The organism is Acidicapsa borealis (genome assembly GCF_059115245.1).
In genome coordinates this window covers 3,728,422-3,745,257 of record NZ_JCACNY010000001.1, presented here as the reverse complement: position 1 = coordinate 3,745,257, position 16,836 = coordinate 3,728,422, and the positions used below count along the sequence as shown (strand labels likewise).

Here is a 16,836-nt window from a genome sequence, read left to right as displayed (position 1 = left end):
GTTCAAAAAAGGAACCGAAGCATGGCACTCGGTTCGAAAGGGAATACTGGAATGATTGGAATGAAACACTGTTTTCTGGGTATGACTGCCGCGGCTCTTGTGGCGCTTGGGTCTGTTTCTGCGTCGGCAGCTCAGCTATCTTCGGATGCCCGTTCGGCGATTCCGCATGACGTGCAGCAGTTGGTCGTCATCGACTATCGCATCATGCAGAACTCATCGGCTGCCATGGAACTGCGCGGTCAGGTGATGCCGCCCGAACTCACCCAGCTCGAAGATGCTCTTCGCAAGTCCGGCCTGAACGACAACCAGGACCTGGAGCAGCTTGCTTTCGTTCTCTATCGCTCCGGTACGGGAACCGATGACGTGCGAACCATCGGCATCGCCCAGGGTCAGTTTCCCGTCGATGACGTGGTTGGCAACTTCAAGAAGAAAAAGCTCAAGTCGACTCTCGTCCGCGGCAGCCGTATCTATCCGCTGGGTAGCTCAGGCATGAGCGTTGTCTTCCTCGATGAGTCTACGATGGTCTTCGGCGCACTTTCCGCAGTGAAGCAGGCGCTTGACGCACGTGACGGAGTCATGCCGAACCTGCTGACCAACAACGGCGTTATGGATTCCATGCGCACCGTTGACACCGAGCCTCTTTGGAGCGTCCTCGATCAGAAGGGAACCCAGACCATGATGAAGCAGGTTCTCGGCGAAGCCGGTTCGGTTGCCGATTTCGATGCCGTCAAGAAGCGCATGTCGGCCAGCTACTATTCGATGAACTTCCAGCATGGCGTGAAATTCGACATGTCAGTTGTGACTGGCGACAACTTTGCCGCTGCTTCGGTTTCCTCGCTCCTGAACGCCGCTGTTCTCTACAAGAAGATGAGCGGAACGGAAACAGAAAAGGCCGCGCTCGACGAAACAGTCATCCGCTCCAACGCAGGCCGGCTCGACGTGCACTTTGCCAGCACCGACGCGCAGTTCAACACTCTGCTGAAGTCGCCCATGTTCCAGAGCATGGTCTCGCGATAGATCCAGCAGCAAAGCAGGATGACAATACAAAAGAGGCAGGATCTTGGATCCTGCCTCTTTATATTGCCCGCCGCTACTTCTTGGGCACTTCTAGAACCACCGGCGTTCCTTCCGGCCGGAAGGGAACGCCCGCAACGATCACCCGGTTGCGTCCGCGGCCTTTTGCCCGATAAAGCGCCTGGTCGGCAGATTCGATCAGGTCCTGGGCTGTCTTGCCGCGCTGGGGAACGATCGTCGCACAGCCAATCGACACAGTCACAATGCCCGGAGCATTGCCCTCATGCGGCAAACGTCGGTTGCGTACCGCCTGACAGATATCCTCGGCAACGCCCTTGGCTCCCGACTCATCCGTTCCCGGCAGCACTACCGCAAACTCCTCACCGCCGTACCGAGCCACCAGGTCGCCCGGCCGCAGCACAATGTCCAACGCTGCCTCGGCAATCTGCTTGAGGCAACTGTCCCCTCGCACGTGGCCGTAGGTGTCGTTGTAGCGTTTGAAGTGGTCCGCATCGATCAGCAGCAGGGACAACTTGCTGCCCTCGCGCAGGGCCCGCCGCCACTCCGTCGCCAGCGCGTCGTCAAATCGACGCCGGTTGGCGATGCCTGTCAGCGCATCGACGACCACCAGCGTCTCCATTGCCCGGTAGGCGGATTGCAAATGTTCTTCGGTGCGCTTGCGCTCCGAGATGTCGCGGACGAGGTTCAGAAATCCGATGGGTCGCCCAGTCGCCGGATCGCGGTAGACGCGCAGGCTGCCCTCCGCCCAGAAATATTCGCCATCGCGTTTGCGTTCCCGGTATTCGAGGGTTCCGCCCTCTGAGCCGGCTCGCAGCGCTCGCAGAGCCATTTCAACTTCCGCCACATCTGCCGGGTGGATGATTTCCTTGATAAGCCGGCCAACCAGGTCCTGTGGCTCCCAGCCGGTCAGGGCGCGAATTCCCGGAGAAACATAGGTATGCCGCCCGTCAAGATCGCCGAGGACGATGGCGTCGCGGGAATTGTCCATTACCAGCTTGTGCAGAGCGGCAATCTGGCGCAGTTCCCCCTGGATCGAGCGCAGATTGCCAAAGACGATGGAGATCGCGTACAGCGTGAACATGGCCGCCGCAACATAAAGCTGGAGGATGATCGCGCGCGACTCCAGGCTGACGTTCGTCGCAAGCGCCAGCGGTCCGTTGCCGCGTACCGTGTAGGCACCGCCGATCAGCGCCATCACCAGCGTCGAGAGCGCCGCCCAGCCCAGGTCGATCTGTGTAATCACCAGTACCAGGAAGGGGAATACCAGGAACAACAGCGGCGCCCGGGTCTGGTTGAAAACTATCACCGTGACTACCACGACCATCGCCGGGTAGATCCACCGTCGCCGCAGCAGATGCGAGTTCCTCATCCGGCTCTGCAGGATTGCTGCAAATGTTGGCGTGACCACGGCGATGCCTAGCCCGTCGCTAACCGTCCAGTTCAACAGAACGTCGAGCAGGTCTTTGTGATCAACCAGGTGCTTGTAAATACCAAAAGGCACGCCTGCCACTGCAGGTCCAAGCAGGCAAGCGAACCCGATGAAGCGGATCAGGTATCGTGCGTTCGTGAAAAAGGGCAGGGAAGTCGACTTGCGCTTAAGTAGCAGCGCCCCAATCAAGATCTCCACTACATTCAGGCAGTTGTAGAACAGGCTCATTTGCGGCGACTCGCCGATCAGCACGCTGCCTACGAACATCGCTACAAACGCAACAGAAACATAAACAGGCCAGCGCCATCGTGGAACCAGTAGCAGGAACGCAAGGACCAAGCCATTGGCCAGCCAGATGATGTTCGACCCGCTCGAAGTCCGCTCTAAACTGCCGACGCAAAGAATAGACAACATGACGCTGACGAAAAGCCCTGCCAGCCGCAGCATGGAGCCATACGTTCGCCACCAATGCGATCTGTCAGTGTCCGTTGGCACGTAAGTCCTCCAGTGGTCAGGCCATTGCTGAAAGCCCTGCCTCTTGATGCCAATTGAACCGGCAAAGCTTCCGCAAACTAGTTCGCGGCGTACAAGAAAGCCAATTGAATCACGTTGAAATCCATTATGAGGCAGGTTCGAGTTTTGGAGAGAACTCAACTTTGCCTGCAGGAAGCAGCCGGATCAATAATTGCCCCTGCTGATGCTCCGTCAGCGTCAGTCCCTGGACGTGAGCAGTCTTTCCGGCCTCGGTCGTATATTCCACCTTCACCGGTCCCGAGCCCCTCACCTGAAAGCGATAGTGCATCGAGGCGCCCACAGCCAGTTTGTTGGTGCCGAAGCTGGCCGTCGGGTAATCCACCTCCAACTCGTGGATTGCCTCACCTGTCTGATTTTCGATGCTGCTGTCGATCCAGTAGCTCTTGCACCCCGAGGTTGTCAGTAACGCTAGTCCGGCAACCCAGAGACCCATCGTTCGTACAACGTGCTTCACCCTTCTACCTCGTTTCCACTGGCCACCGCTTTTTCCAGGCGGCTCAGGCGTTTCAGCATCTCTGGCAGTCGTTGCAGCGTCGCCATGGCTCTCAGCCATGTGCGATTGTCGAAGGCTGGCGATCCGGAGAGCATCTTGCCCGCCGGCACATCATGCGAAACACCGGATTGCGCCGTCAGAATCACTCCGTCTCCAAGAGTGCAGTGTCCCGCAACGCCCGCCTGCCCGGCGAGAATCGCGTTCGCACCCACGACAGAAGATCCCGCTAAACCGGCCTGCGCGCAGACGAGTGTGTTCTTTCCCACACTGGAACCATGCCCGATCTGGACAAGATTGTCGATCTTCGCGCCGTCGGCAATCTCCGTCGCCCCAACTGTGGCTCGGTCGATGCAGGCGTTAGCTTGAATATCGACATGATTTCCGATGCGCACAGGCCCCGACTGAGGAATTTTCTGCCAGCTTCCTGCGTTGTCCTTCGCAAATCCAAAGCCGTCCGAGCCCACAATCGCACCATTTTCGAGGGTCACGTGGTCGCCAAGAACGCAACCCTCTCGCACCACTACATGCGCATGGGCAAAGAAGTGATCGCCAATTTCGACTCCGGAATACAGAACCACATGTGGGAGGATCGTCGCGTGATCACCCACCCGCACCTCAGGTCCGATGACTGCGTAGGCTCCCACATGCGCTCCTTTGCCAATCTTCGCCGACGGGTCAATCACCGCAGTCGGGTGAATCCCCGGCTCATAGCGAGGTGGCTGATAGAAGATGCCCAGCGCCTGGGAGAAGGCCAGATAGGGATTCTTGAGCCTCAGGGTTGCCGTCGGAATCTCGGGAAAATCCGGTGCTACCAGCACTGCCGCTGCCTGGGTTGTCCGCGCCAGTGCGGCATATTTGGGATTGGCGACGAATGTCACTTCGCTGGACCTGGCCTCTTCAATCCCCCGCACGCCGGTCACTTCCACATCGCCGTTGCCACGCAACTCCGCGCCCAGCCGCGCCGCTAATTCCGCCAGTTTCATGGATGCGATTGTAACGGAATTGGCGGTCGGTCATTGCCTGCGAGGGTCAGGCGCCAGTCTGCTCGTCCTCGGGCTCCGTTGCAAAGAGGCTGGGCTGTTCCTGCGAGGCGACGCCAGCCTGGGCCGTGTCCCTCTGGCGGCGCCGCGCTCCAGGTCCGATGACTCCCAGTACAGTGAGTTCGCGGATCGCGGCGCGCGGCACAAACACCCGCTGTGTGTTCGACCGGGTGTCGGGCGGGGTCAGCAGCACACCGGCGGGCGCAATCAGCGAACGGTCATTGGCTGCAATTCCCTCCAGCTCATCCCCGTCCTCTAGCGTCAGGCGCACCCATAATCCGGACATACGGGGCCGCCCGCTGAATTCCTTTCGCAGCAGCCGCTCCGGCTGGGAAGCGGCGCCGTTGGCCGATTCCGCAATCTCACGCACATAACAGACCCATTTCACCTGCTCCCAGTCAATCCGAATCAGCTTCCCGGCCGTATCCAGTAGTTCCAGATGTTCCTGGCCAGCGTCTAACGAATCGAATGAGGCAGCAGCGTACCCGGCGATCCAGTCCCGGCTCAACTTGCGCACGATCACGGGTTTACGGGCAGCACTCACAGGGTGGATTGTCGCATGAGCTGGGACGTTTCCTCGCTTCGGACGCGAGATTTGGTCCTTGCGCTGTAGCCAAGCTGGTTACGGTGTGTTAACGTACTTTGGTCGCAGCCTGCCTTGTGAACTTTTCTAAGCGTTGCTGCATCAGATACTTGTACCTAAGCGAGCGGGCAACGGGCCCGCCGGAGCCGTGAAATAGGAGTAGTGAACGAAGAATGCCTGACTATATTTATTTGCTGGAAAACAGATTGTCCGTCCTCCAGCAAAACGCACTGCGGACGGTAAGGGATCTGGCCCGCGAAGCCCAGAAGACAGTTTTTCTCACCGGCGATGCTGTGCGCGATCTCACCTGCGGCAATCCGGTCCGCGATCTGGAAGTGGTCGTTCACGGCAACGTACTGGATCTGAAGTCCGCCATCACTGCTGCCGGCGGCAAGATCTGGGGTGAGGATGCCGCTTCGCGTATCCTCTACCTTTGTTTTCCGGGGAATGTACGTCTCGACCTCCGCAGCGGCCGCCGCGTCGAATACCCAAAGTCCGGCAAACCGGTGTACCACTGGTCCAGCATTCAGGATGATTTGCGTTCGCGCGATTTCACCGTCAATGCGATGGCCATCTCTCTCAACGAGGGTTCCTACGGCCTCTTGATGGACCCATCCAATGGAGTTGCCGACATCGAAGCTCGCCTGCTGCGTCTGGTGACGAATTACGGCTTCCTCGACAATCCCGCACTCCTCATTCGAGCCACCCGGCTTAAGGCCCGGCTCGGCTTCGAGCTCGAAGAGCGAACCCAGATTCGCTACGAGAATGCCAAGGGCGAAGATGTCATCGAGCATCTCCCTGCCGATGAGCGCGCACGCGAGCTGGAACAAATAGGCCACGAAGAAGAGCCGTTGAAAGTTCTTGCTGCCCTCGAAGCCGAAGGCTGGATGCAGCATCTCTTCGCTGCTTGGACCGCCGCCAAGGCTGATGTTGATAAGCTCACCGCGCTCCATGATCTGTCGATCGAGCTGCAGGTGCAGGGGGTCCATCCCGACGTTTCAGCAGCACAGATGCAGTTGCTTACGGCCAAGCTGGCCGCCAAGGACCTCGCTGATCTGAAGAAGCACCTGCTCCGCCCCGGTTTCGTTGAAGAGTGGGACCACCTCGATGCTTCCGCTGCGGAATTCGCCAAGGTGCTGCTTTCGAAGGAAAACGCTACCCCGTCGGCGACCTACAACCTCTTCACCACCTATGCTGCGGAAGCCGTCCTCTGGCTCGGCTTCACCAGCAAGCAGGCTGCGGTCAAGGAAAGGTACGAGAACTTCCTCAAGGTATGGCCTCAGGCTCGCCAGAAGGTTCCGTATGCGCTCATGCTCGAAATGCGCATTACTCCCGAGCTACCCGGATACGCGGAACTGGTCAAGACAATCTTCCTGCAACTCATCGATGGTGGCCTGACCACGACCGATGAGATGAAGGCGCTGCTCGAACCGCATTCCCCACCCGCACCTCCGCCGCCTGTCACCATCAAGCGTACCCGCGCCAAGAAGGGAGCAGAGGCTAAGTCCAAAGCCCGCGCCTCCGAGGATGACGATGAGGACGCCGATGACCTTGGAGGCGACGACGAGGACGAGGATGAGGACGAGGAAGACGACGATCTCGACAGTCTTGACCTCGGCGGCGACGATCTTGATCTGGCTATTGACGATCCCCGTACATCCATCGCAGTCGCTGATGGGGATGATGACGACGTCTTCGCACCTGGCATGGTTGAAGACGAACTGGACGCGGACGATGACGAGGATGAGGAGAACGACGATTCAGACGATGAGTCACCCGCCCGTCGTAAGGCTGTGAAGGGTAAGGCAGGCAAGGGACGTTCCGACGAGTCCAAGCGGGACTCGTCCACCGCCCTGGGCGCTGGTCTGAAAGCTCTGGCTCTGAAGCTCGACCTTGATGAGCCCAGCGATCCCGCCGACCTTGACGAGTCCGATCCTATCGTCGAAATCGACGACTCGGATGCCGATTCAGATTTTGATGAGGCGCCGCCAAAGCCAGCCAAGAAGGCAGCCGCGAAAAAGTCGGCCAAGGCTCAGCCCGCCAAGGCACCAAAGAAGAAGTAAGTCAGTCCACATCCAAAAATACAAAATCCGGAGCCGGCGCTCCGGATTTCGTGTTTTCGACGTAGACCGACTCTGTAGTGCAACGGTTATTGTGAATGACTCTCTTCAGAACCGGGCTTAACAACATGTTTGGTGTCCGGTCCCGTGTAGACCTCACCGAGGGGATTGCGTCTCGATCGCGAATGGCGGGTGCTGCTGAAGAAGTGTTTTTGGCACGTCAGGCATTCCCATGGGAACAGCCCGAAAAAGTACATCAACCTGTGCCCGAGAGATTTAGCTCGTGCTCTTCGACGGGTGGAAGTCGAGTCGCACTTAGGACAAGCGGGATTCATTCATCGCCCCTAGAGGTTAGGTGGCAGCTCTCTGCCTGAGTTTCCCAAGGCGCGTGCGGAGTGCTGAGTCTAACTTGATGAGAACATAAGTGCGATGGAATCAGAAGAAAAAAGGTTGCCTGGCCATCCGGATCTGCCTGTAGGTCCCTTATCGGGAACGTGCCCGTAATGAAAAAAGAAACAAACCCAAACCTACAAGGGCGGTAAACCCACCCCGGTAGGCCCACTGAATCTGCCCGGTCATGAAGCTTCCTGGCAGAACGTTGATGCCCTGCAGAATCCACACGGCACCCATTCCGATCAGCAGTATGGCTACGACTCGCAATGCTATCCGCATCGATCTCCTCCAATTGACGTATGCGCGAATCATACTCGAATTCACCGGGATTCGATCAGAGAGCAATTCCGTGCCGCGTTTTCCTCAGCCGCCCTTCCGCAGGCCCCGGTCAGCGATATCGTCAAGCGCCTAAAATGGGTTCAGAGCGATACCAAAATCATGGCCGAATTTACCCATCTTCACCTCCATACGGACTACTCTCTCCTCGACGGCGCCTGCGACGTCGACAAACTCGTCGACCGCGTCGCCTCCATCGGCCAGAAATCTGTCGCCATCACCGACCACGGCAATATCTACGGTGCCGTGCACTTCTTTGACGCCGCCAAGAAGAAGGGCATCAAGCCCATCCTCGGCTGCGAGCTCTACGTCTGCAAAAAGGAAGACCACCGCGGCGACCCCAGCGGCGACAAGTACAACCACCTGCTCGTCCTCGCGCAAAATGAAGAAGGCTACCGCAACCTGATCCGCATCACGTCGGAAGCGTCCGTCCATGGCTTCTACAAGAAGCCGCGCATCAGCAAGCAGTACCTCGCATCGCATGCCAATGGCCTCATCGGCTTCTCCGGTTGCCTCTCTGGCGAGTTCAGCGAACACCTGCTCAAGGGCGACTACGATGCCGCCAAGGCCAGCGCGCTGCAATACCAAGACATCTTCGGTCGCGGCAACTTCTTTCTCGAGATCCAGGACCAGGGTCTCGAAATGGAAAAGCGCATCCATGCCGACATGTTCAAGATCGAGCGCGAGCTCGATATCCCCCTCGTCGCCACCAACGATTCCCACTACCTTTGCGAAGACGACCACACCGCCCATGACACCATGCTCTGTGTCCAGACCGGCTCGAAGGTTCAGGACAAGGAGCGTTTTCGCTTTGACGGCGACCAGTTCTTCGTCAAATCCGCCGACCAGATGGAGCGGCTTTTCCCTGACCGCACTGACATCATCCAGCGGACGCAGGCCATCGCAGAGCGCTGCAATCTCAAGCTGAACAAGGTCGATAATCCCTTCCCGGAATTTGCTGTTCCGGATGGTCATACCATCGACAGCTTCTTTGAAGAGATCTGCCGCGAAGGCTACCGCAAGCGCCTGGCCACCGGCATCGCCCATCTGCAGTCTCGCGGCCAACTGCGCCACCCGATCCACGAGTACGAAGCTCGCCTGGAACGCGAGATCGGCATCATCAAGCAGATGAAGTACTCGGGCTACTTCCTCATCGTCTGGGACTTCATTCGCTACGCCCGCGAGCAGGGAATTCCCGTCGGCCCAGGCCGTGGATCGGCCGCAGGATCGCTCGTGGCATACGTCATGGAGATCACCAACGTTGATCCGCTTCAGAACGCGCTGCTCTTCGAGCGGTTCCTGAATCCGGAACGCGTTTCCATGCCTGATATCGACGTGGACTTCTGCATGAACCGCCGTGGCGAGGTGATTGAGTACGTCACGCGCAAGTACGGCCGCGAGCAGGTCGCCCAGATCATCACCTTCAACACCATGGCCGCCAAGGCCGCCATCAAAGACTGCGGCCGCGCCATGGATATGCCCTACGGCGACGTGGATCGTATCGCCAAGCTTATCCCGGCGACCATCGGCATCACCATCGATAAGGCTCTTGAAGAGCAGCCCGAGCTGGCAAAGCTATACGACTCGGACCCTGGCATTCGGTCGCTGATCGACACGGCGAAGAAGCTCGAAGGCCTGGTACGCGGCTCCGGTGTTCACGCCGCCGGCGTCGTCATCGCGCCGCGCCCACTGACCGAACTTGTCCCCATCGTCAAGACCAAGAATGACGAAATCGTGACGGCCTACGACATGTTCGCCATCGACAAGATGGGTCTGCTCAAGATGGACTTCCTCGGCCTCACCACGCTCACAGTCATTGATGACGCGTTGAAGCTGATCGAGAAAAATCGTGGCGTCAAGATCGACATTGACCTGATCCCAATCGATGACAAGGCCACCTACGAGAAAATCTTCCATAAGGCGCTGACCTCGGGTGTATTCCAGTTTGAATCAGGCGGCATGCGCGACGTTTTGCGGCGCTATAAACCCGATTCGATCGAAGACCTCACCGCGCTGAACGCCCTCTATCGTCCCGGTCCAATCCAGGGCGGCATGATCGATGACTTCATCGAGCGTAAGTGGGGGCGCAAGAAGGTTGAGTACATGCTTCCGCAACAGGAGCCGCTGCTTAAAGAAACTCTTGGCGTCATCGTCTATCAAGAGCAAGTCATGCAGATAGCCAACGTGCTCGCCAGCTACTCGCTCGGCGAGGCCGATCTCCTGCGCCGCGCCATGGGTAAGAAAGATCCCAATGAAATGGCCAAGCAGCGCAACCGCTTCATGGAAGGCGCCGCCGGCCTAGGCCTGCCCAAAGATCCCGCTGGTGACATCTTCGACCAGATGGAAAAGTTTGCCGGTTACGGCTTCAACAAGTCGCACTCCGCTGCGTACGCTGGTCTTGCCTACCAGACTGCGTATCTCAAGACGCACTATCCCGTCGAGTTCATGTCCGCGCTCCTGAGCTCGGAAATCTCGAAGCCCGAGAATGTCGTTAAGTACATCCAGGAATGCAAGGAAATGGACATCACCGTGGCCCCGCCCGATGTCCGCTACTCCGATGCGCAGTTCACGCCCAGCGGCGACACCATTCGCTTCGGCCTCACCGCCATCAAGAACGTCGGCGGCAACGCCATCGAATCCATCCTCGCCGTTCGCCGCGATCTGGAAGCGGAAGGGAAGACCTTCACCAACTTCTGGGAGTTCTGCGAAAAAGTTGACCTGCGCCTGCTGAACAAGCGCGTTCTGGAGTCGCTGATCAAGGCTGGCGCCTTCGATGCGATGGGCACACGTGCGCAGTTGACCGCTGTCGTCGATCGCGCCATCGAACGTGGCCAGAAAGCGCAGAAGGACTCCGAATCCGGCCAGCACGGCCTCTTCGGCCTCTTCAACGAACTGCCCACCAAGGGCCACAGTCCCGACGCGCTGCCCAATGTCGCCGACTGGGAAGAGAACATTCGCCTCGCCGCAGAAAAGGAAGTTCTGGGATTCTTCGTCAGTGGACACCCGCTGGACAAGTATGCCGAAAAACTGCGCAACCTCTCGAACGTTGTGAGCACTGCAGCAGCCCTCGAAATGAAACCTCCGCCGGCACCGAAGTGGGGCCAGCAGCGCGATCCTTCGGATGAAATTTCCATCGCCGGAGTGCTCGTCGGCATGCGTTCGCAGAAGAGCAAGCGTAACGACAAGATGTACGCGCAGGGCTACATCGAAGACTCATACGGCAAGCTCGAAGTCATCTGCTTTGCCAAGGACTTCGACAAGCTCCAGGACCAGCTCAAGACGGAAGCCGCGGTGCTGCTGCGAGGCACGCTCATCGGCGAAGAAGAGTCAGCCCCCAAGCTCGCTATCAGCGGCCTGCAACCTCTCGATGATGTGCAAATTCGCCTGCCCTCCGCCGTGCGCCTGCGCCTCAACATGGACATCGCCAGCGAACAGCTCTTCAACTCGCTCAAAGGCAAAATCGATGCTGCTCCAGGACCCGGCAAGGTCATGATTCACCTCCAAAAGAAAGGTCAGTACGAAGTCATCCTTGAGCCCTCTGGCAGCAAAGTCGCAGCCGACCGAGGCTGGGTCGAGTCCATTGAAGAACTGCTTGGTAAAGGGGCAGTGCAGGTACTTAGTTAGGGTTCTCCTCGATAAATCTCTCATCGTTCAAGGAATAAGCCTGCGGCGTGAGAGCCGCAGGCTTATGTTTTGGAACTGACCGGACTAGTCGCAGGGATTGTAGGTCAGGCTGACGGTCGAGTCACCACTTCCGTCGCCGGACGCAAGGGGCAGCAGGCAGGCTGAGTCGTAATAGGTGACGTTGTCGAACCACTGGGTGACCAGATAGGTGCGTTCGTTGTCACCGGTAAGCGATTTACGCACTACGTAGTGCGGCGTGGGTGAGGGAGCAGCGCCGCCGACGAGGGCTTCGCTGAGTACGCGTCCTGTGAGTTTGCCAGTTGCGGGCAGGTCGAGGTTGAGAATCTTGGCGATGGTAAGGGCGATATCCGCGTTGCTGATGGGCGCAAAGTCTGTGAACTTCGTCTTGAAGTCGGGACCGTAGGCGGCCATGTTGTTGTAAGTATCGCCACGGCTGAAGCTACCGTGCATGCCCTGGCCTTCCTGCAGGCTGCTATCAGCAATTTCTACGCGAGTCTGGCTGGGATTGGCGGCGTCTAAAGCGAAGTTCTTGAAGTTGATCGCGATGGCCGGCGTGGGCAGCGGTGAGGAGCCTTTGAGACCAATGGAACTGAGTGGCAGAGAGCCCGGGATGGAACCGAAGTCGTCATCGACGAAGATGCCGCCGGTGCAGTTCTGTGTGCGCAGGAAGGCAACCAGATTCTCCACGGTGGCGGGATTGTGGCTGGGCACGTAGATCAGATCGGAACCACCATTGGCGGCGACGATGATCTTGGCGTCCTTCGACTCGCCGCTCGAGGGAATCGAGCCGGTGCCGCCGATGATGCCGTTTCCGCTGACAGGATGCTGCCGCAGAGTGGCGGTCTGATAATTCACGGTCGGATTCACCGGCTCATACATAGGGGTGATGCCGTCGGAGCCAAGGATCTGGTTGTCCGGATCGTAAAGCGGCAGGGCGAAGTGGTGTGCGATATCGATTGCAAGAAAGCCAACCGGGAGGAAGCCGGTGTTCACTTCCTGGCGCTTGGTGGCGTCACGGTAGATCCACTTTGAGGCATAGTCGTTGACGAAGTTAGCGCCTGAAGCATCGACTTCGTGATGGCTGATGGTCGAGAATCCATGGTCGGAGGTAACGAAGACGTCGGTGTTTGCGATCAACTCAGGATGCGCCTGGAAAAACTGAAGAATCTGCAGAAGATTGTTATCGGCGTTCTTGACCGCGGCCTTGGAGGTCGGGCCATTGATTCCAGGGGTCAGGGTGTTGAGACTGTCGCCCTGGTTGTGCTGCGAGCCGTCGGGATCGCGGGACCAGAAAACAACCATGAAGGGCTGGCCATTCTCGAGGAAAGTAGGGAGTACGGCCTTGGTGAGGGTGTCGGCGAAATACTGCTGCTGGGTGAGGTTCGCGGCCAGGGTGCCAGGGGTGACGTTGTTGCCGGAGAAGCCATTGCTCTGCTGGCTGGTGGCTGCTGCGCCGTTGGTGCGGTTGGGAGCGGTCGTGGGTAGGCCTGCAGAGGTCAGCGCTGAAAGAATCGTGGAAGGAAGCGGAACGCCGGCAGCGGTTCCGGTGGCGTCGTCGATGATGACGGTCATGGGCAACTGGAAGTTCTTGCCCGACGGTTCAAGCTGGGAGACGTCGAAGATCGCAACGGGGCCAACCTTGCCGATGGCTGCGGTGTTGTATCCGTTCTTGCGCGCCAGGCCCAGGATGGTCTCTTCGTTCAGGTAGTTGCCATTGAAGTGGTCATCAAGGTCCGCGAGAACCTGGTCGCTCTCCACGAAAGGGGTCAAAGTGCCCGTGGGCTTGCCGAAGTTGCCAGTGTTGAAGATGGCGAAGCCGGGATGCAGCGTGTTGCTAAAGTCGCCAGTGTCGCCGAGCAGGTGGCCCGTTGCCATCACCGACGCATTGGCAGTGGTGAACGTGGGGAAGATGCTGTGGCTATTGATGAAATGAACGCCCATGGTGCGCAGGGCCAGCAGTGTAGGCGCGTCGGTAGCGTTCACAGACCCGTGGCGAAGGCCGTCGGCGATGAACAGGATGACGTTGCGTTTGGCGGGGGCCGGGCTGACAGGCTGCGCGGCGTTGACAGCCAAAGCCGAGAAACAAATGGATGCAACTGCAGAGCTAAGAGCAAGTGCTGCGGACTTTCGGCGGAACACGTTCATACAATCTCCTGGGCCACTAGAAGGCCAGCCCTAACCTTCAACAGTCAGCGGGAAGATTGTATGAAGCAGGCGTAAAAAACGGTCGGCGGACAGATTGCGATTTCACTGGGTGCAAAGAATCTTTGGCCGCAGTGATAATTTCCTGGAATTCGCAATCCTACTTTAGTGTGATCTATCCGCGATTGCTGAATGGAATGTGAGATTTGGGACGGCTTCGCGCTTTACACGGTTGCGAATCTTTACGGATGGCTCTGTTGATGACATGGAGATGTTCCCTCAACCGCGCCTTACACCGGCATTTGGCTTACTCCTCCAGCGTCTGTCTCAGAAGCCAGCCGACATTTGATACGTGATGACGATGGAGGGTATCGCCAGCGTTTAGTGCCTCAGCTGACGCCGCTGTATTCTCTCGAATACCGCCGACACCGGCTACACTGTCGCTGTCACACCGTAAATTTGCCGGGGGGATACTGATTGAGCCGTGCAGATCGCATCTGGAAATGGGTCTTTCTCGTCGCGTGCGTCCTGTCGTTTCTGCTGGAAGTGATCCCTGGCCGCTCGCCCATGATCGACGAGGAGTTCTTCAAGTCCGCGGGGCGCCACTGGGCCGCCACCGGTCAGTTCGCAGCACCAGAGATCGTCGGCCGCGTGGATGTGAAGCCCGGCTTCGAAGAAATCTACTTCGCGCAGCCGCCTATCTACACGTTTGCCTTCGGCGTGTACACGAAGATCATCGGCTTCGGCCCACGCCTCTGCATCCTCTACGACCAGCTGATTCATCTCTTCTTCGTTCTGATGACCATACTGCTCGCGCGCAGGCTCTTTCGCGTGCCGCCGAGCTACACGTATGCCATCGGAACATTTCTGCTGTTCAATGCGATGTTCGGCCGTCCCGATGAGCTTGCCATCAGCATCGGAATCGCCGGCATTCTGTGCTGGACTCTCGATCAACCGCCCAGCCGCCGCGCTACTCTCGCAGGCATCGCTTTCGGACTCTGCGGCTCTACAAGCATCGGTGTGTTCACGTTCTTCGCGCCGATGGCCTTGCTCGTCGCATACCAGCGGCAGGCCCTGCGCATCTCCACTTTCCTAATCGCCGTTGCCACCGGAGCAGCGGTAGCCTGCTGCTGCATCGCGCCAATCCTGATTTTGCATCCCGAGGCGTACCGGCAGCTGATCGTCCACGCACAAGTCCAGTCGCCCGAACTAGGACAGGCTGTCGATGCTGGCCAGAGCCGCTTCGCCAGCATCTTAAAGTCCTACAAAGACGGCGCACACAACGTACTCGCCTATCACCGCGATATCGCCTTCATCATCCTTGCCGCGCTGGCTGTCGTAATCCTCTGCCTGTTTCGAAACACGACCCCTCGCGCACGCATGCTGCGGCAATGCCTGTGGGTTGCCATTGCCGGTCTCATCCTTGAATGGATCTTGCTCCCCGGCAAGGCTCCATACCTGTGGTTCTTCGCTCCGTGGCTACTCTCGCTTGCTGCTGCGTCGTGGATCGCGCTGCCTCGAGATATTCGACAAAGCAGGAAGTTGGTCGCTTCGATCCTCACCTATGCCTGCGTCATTTTCGTCATGCTGGACTATGCACGAGAGCGCACCGCAACGCTTGCCCTTCCACCGGAACAATCCTTCACCACTGCCATGAGTCGCGTCCGCGCGCTCATTCCCGCCGGCGCCACCGTCGTTACTTCGGACTACTGGTGGGCTCTCGCCGACAAGTGCAAAGTGCTCGACCCATACATGAGCAATCCCAAGCCGGTCTACGCTGATTACTTCGTCAAACCGGGCAACGGCAACGACAATCCCGGCGAGGCCAAGAAGTTCTTCGATATCTTCGAGAACTACGGCCGCGATCATCACTTTGTCGTTGTTGCAGACGACGTCAACAAGACTCCGCCGCGCGTCGGCAATGTTCCTCTTTATCCCGGCGTAAAGGGCTTCGGAGCGCTTATCCTGGCGAATCCGGAAACAACCGGCCACACAGCAGCCCCCGACGCGGTACGCTGACTCAAGAGGACACCATCTGTGCAATATCGTCAGCTAGGCAAAGGCCCGCTTACCGTCTCGGAAATCAGCTTCGGCACCTGGCTCACTGTCGGTGGCGCCGTAGAGCGTCAGAAGGCCATCGCCTGCATTCACGCAGCGCTTGATCACGGCATCACCCTCTTCGACACCGCCAACATGTACGGCGCGGGAGAAGCAGAGCGTGTTCTCGGTGAAGCGCTGCGCACACGCGGCCGTTCCCGTGACAGATACCTCATCGCCACCAAGCTCTACAACCCCGTCCCGCCCGAGCCGGACAAGGGACTTTCTGCCGCGCAGGTCGTCAAGCAGCTTGACCGCTCTCTGGAGCGTCTGGGCGTGGACTACATCGATCTCTACCAATGCCATCGTTACGACAACGAGACGCCTTTGGATGAAACCCTGGAAGCCCTCGACCACGCCGTAAAATCCGGCAAAGTTCGAGCCATCGGCTTGAGCGAATGGCCCGTTGACAAAATTGTTGCCGCCGCAAAATCGTCCGAAGCCCACAACTGGACACCGATGACCAGCAGCCAGCCGCAATATTCCATGCTGGTGCGCAAGCCCGAAGCGCAAGTCTTCCCCGCCTGCAACGAGTACGGCCTCGGCAATATCGTCTTCTCGCCGCTCGCGCAAGGTGTGCTCACTGGCAAGTACAAGCCTGGCCAGCCGCCACCTCCCGACAGCCGCGCCGCCAATCCTGACACCAACTTCACCATGGAGACTCTAGGCCGCCGATTCCGCAGCGACTTCCTCCTCGCCGCAGTGGAAAAGCTCAACCCCATCGCCGCCGATCTCGGCCTGACCATGACGCAGATGTCGCTCGCCTGGGTGCTTCGCCGCCCTGAGGTCTCGTCCGCCATCGTTGGCGCATCACGCCCCGAGCAGGTCGCCGCTAACGCCGCAGGAAGCGGAATCACGCTTTCTCAGGAAACCCTCGCCCGGATCGATGAAGTCATCCTGCCCGTCGTCCTCTTCAACGCGCCCAAGCCCCAGCCCACCTGGAAAAAGCTGCTACGCAAAGTTTTGCCAAAGTGAATTGATAAATGGCCGCCCATTTGTCGCTTTGAGGCAGGGAACGTAGAATCATCTAGGACCGGATGGCAGAATCT

The 16,836-nt window shown here is 58.5% G+C and carries 10 protein-coding genes; 5 read left to right on the top strand and 5 right to left on the bottom strand.

The window, feature by feature from the left end:
* Positions 1-60: 60 nt before the first annotated feature.
* A complete protein-coding gene (locus tag AC5S27_RS15330) occupies positions 61-1,017 on the top strand; it encodes a hypothetical protein (RefSeq protein WP_493935441.1) in 957 nt (318 codons plus the stop codon).
* A 73-nt stretch (positions 1,018-1,090) separates the two neighbouring features.
* Here the strand turns inward: AC5S27_RS15330 and AC5S27_RS15325 are convergent, their stop codons facing one another.
* From AC5S27_RS15325 to AC5S27_RS15310, 4 genes are all read right to left on the bottom strand, one after another.
* The gene (locus tag AC5S27_RS15325) at positions 1,091-2,959 is read right to left on the bottom strand and encodes a sensor domain-containing diguanylate cyclase (protein ID WP_493935440.1); all 1,869 of its coding nucleotides are present in this window, start codon (positions 2,957-2,959) and stop codon (positions 1,091-1,093) included.
* Positions 2,960-3,083: 124 nt separating this feature from the next.
* Positions 3,084-3,452 carry a hypothetical protein gene (locus AC5S27_RS15320; protein ID WP_493935439.1) on the bottom strand — a complete coding sequence of 123 codons (369 nt, stop codon included), beginning with the start codon at positions 3,450-3,452 and terminating at the stop codon, positions 3,084-3,086.
* Positions 3,449-4,474: a UDP-3-O-(3-hydroxymyristoyl)glucosamine N-acyltransferase gene (gene lpxD, locus AC5S27_RS15315; RefSeq protein ID WP_493935438.1), complete on the bottom strand. Its 1,026-nt coding sequence runs from the start codon at positions 4,472-4,474 to the stop codon at positions 3,449-3,451. The genes AC5S27_RS15320 and lpxD overlap by 4 nt, the downstream gene beginning before the upstream one ends.
* 46 nt (positions 4,475-4,520) lie before the next feature.
* Positions 4,521-5,075, bottom strand: coding sequence for a DUF6982 domain-containing protein (locus AC5S27_RS15310; RefSeq protein ID WP_493935437.1), 555 nt, complete (start codon positions 5,073-5,075; stop codon positions 4,521-4,523).
* Positions 5,076-5,287: 212 nt separating this feature from the next.
* Here AC5S27_RS15310 and AC5S27_RS15305 point away from each other — a divergent pair, with 212 nt between their 5' ends.
* Positions 5,288-7,177: a tRNA nucleotidyltransferase/poly(A) polymerase family protein gene (locus AC5S27_RS15305; protein WP_493935436.1), complete on the top strand. Its 1,890-nt coding sequence runs from the start codon at positions 5,288-5,290 to the stop codon at positions 7,175-7,177.
* An 828-nt stretch (positions 7,178-8,005) separates the two neighbouring features.
* Positions 8,006-11,527, top strand: a complete 3,522-nt coding sequence (dnaE, locus tag AC5S27_RS15300; protein ID WP_493935435.1) for a DNA polymerase III subunit alpha — start codon at positions 8,006-8,008, stop codon at positions 11,525-11,527.
* Between the two features lie 84 nt (positions 11,528-11,611).
* On the opposite strand, the gene AC5S27_RS15295 is transcribed toward dnaE, so the two are convergent.
* The gene (locus tag AC5S27_RS15295; protein ID WP_493935434.1) at positions 11,612-13,693 is read right to left on the bottom strand and encodes an alkaline phosphatase family protein; all 2,082 of its coding nucleotides are present in this window, start codon (positions 13,691-13,693) and stop codon (positions 11,612-11,614) included.
* 474 nt (positions 13,694-14,167) lie between these two features.
* Here AC5S27_RS15295 and AC5S27_RS15290 point away from each other — a divergent pair, with 474 nt between their 5' ends.
* Complete coding sequence (locus AC5S27_RS15290) at positions 14,168-15,709, top strand: hypothetical protein (protein WP_493935433.1); 1,542 nt, start codon at positions 14,168-14,170, stop codon at positions 15,707-15,709.
* Positions 15,710-15,727: 18 nt separating this feature from the next.
* Entirely contained in the window at positions 15,728-16,762 is a 1,035-nt protein-coding gene (locus AC5S27_RS15285; protein WP_493935432.1) for an aldo/keto reductase, read from the top strand.
* Positions 16,763-16,836 lie beyond the last annotated feature (74 nt).

Bases quoted from the DNA above. Each gene is read 5' to 3' on its own strand.
- AC5S27_RS15330 (WP_493935441.1), top strand. From the start codon at position 61: ATGAAACACTGTTTTCTGGGTATGACTGCCGCGGCTCTTGTGGCGCTT.
- AC5S27_RS15305 (WP_493935436.1), top strand. From the start codon at position 5,288: ATGCCTGACTATATTTATTTGCTGGAAAACAGATTGTCCGTCCTCCAG.
- dnaE (WP_493935435.1), top strand. From the start codon at position 8,006: ATGGCCGAATTTACCCATCTTCACCTCCATACGGACTACTCTCTCCTC.
- lpxD (WP_493935438.1), bottom strand. From the start codon at position 4,474: ATGAAACTGGCGGAATTAGCGGCGCGGCTGGGCGCGGAGTTGCGTGGC.
- AC5S27_RS15295 (WP_493935434.1), bottom strand. From the start codon at position 13,693: ATGAACGTGTTCCGCCGAAAGTCCGCAGCACTTGCTCTTAGCTCTGCA.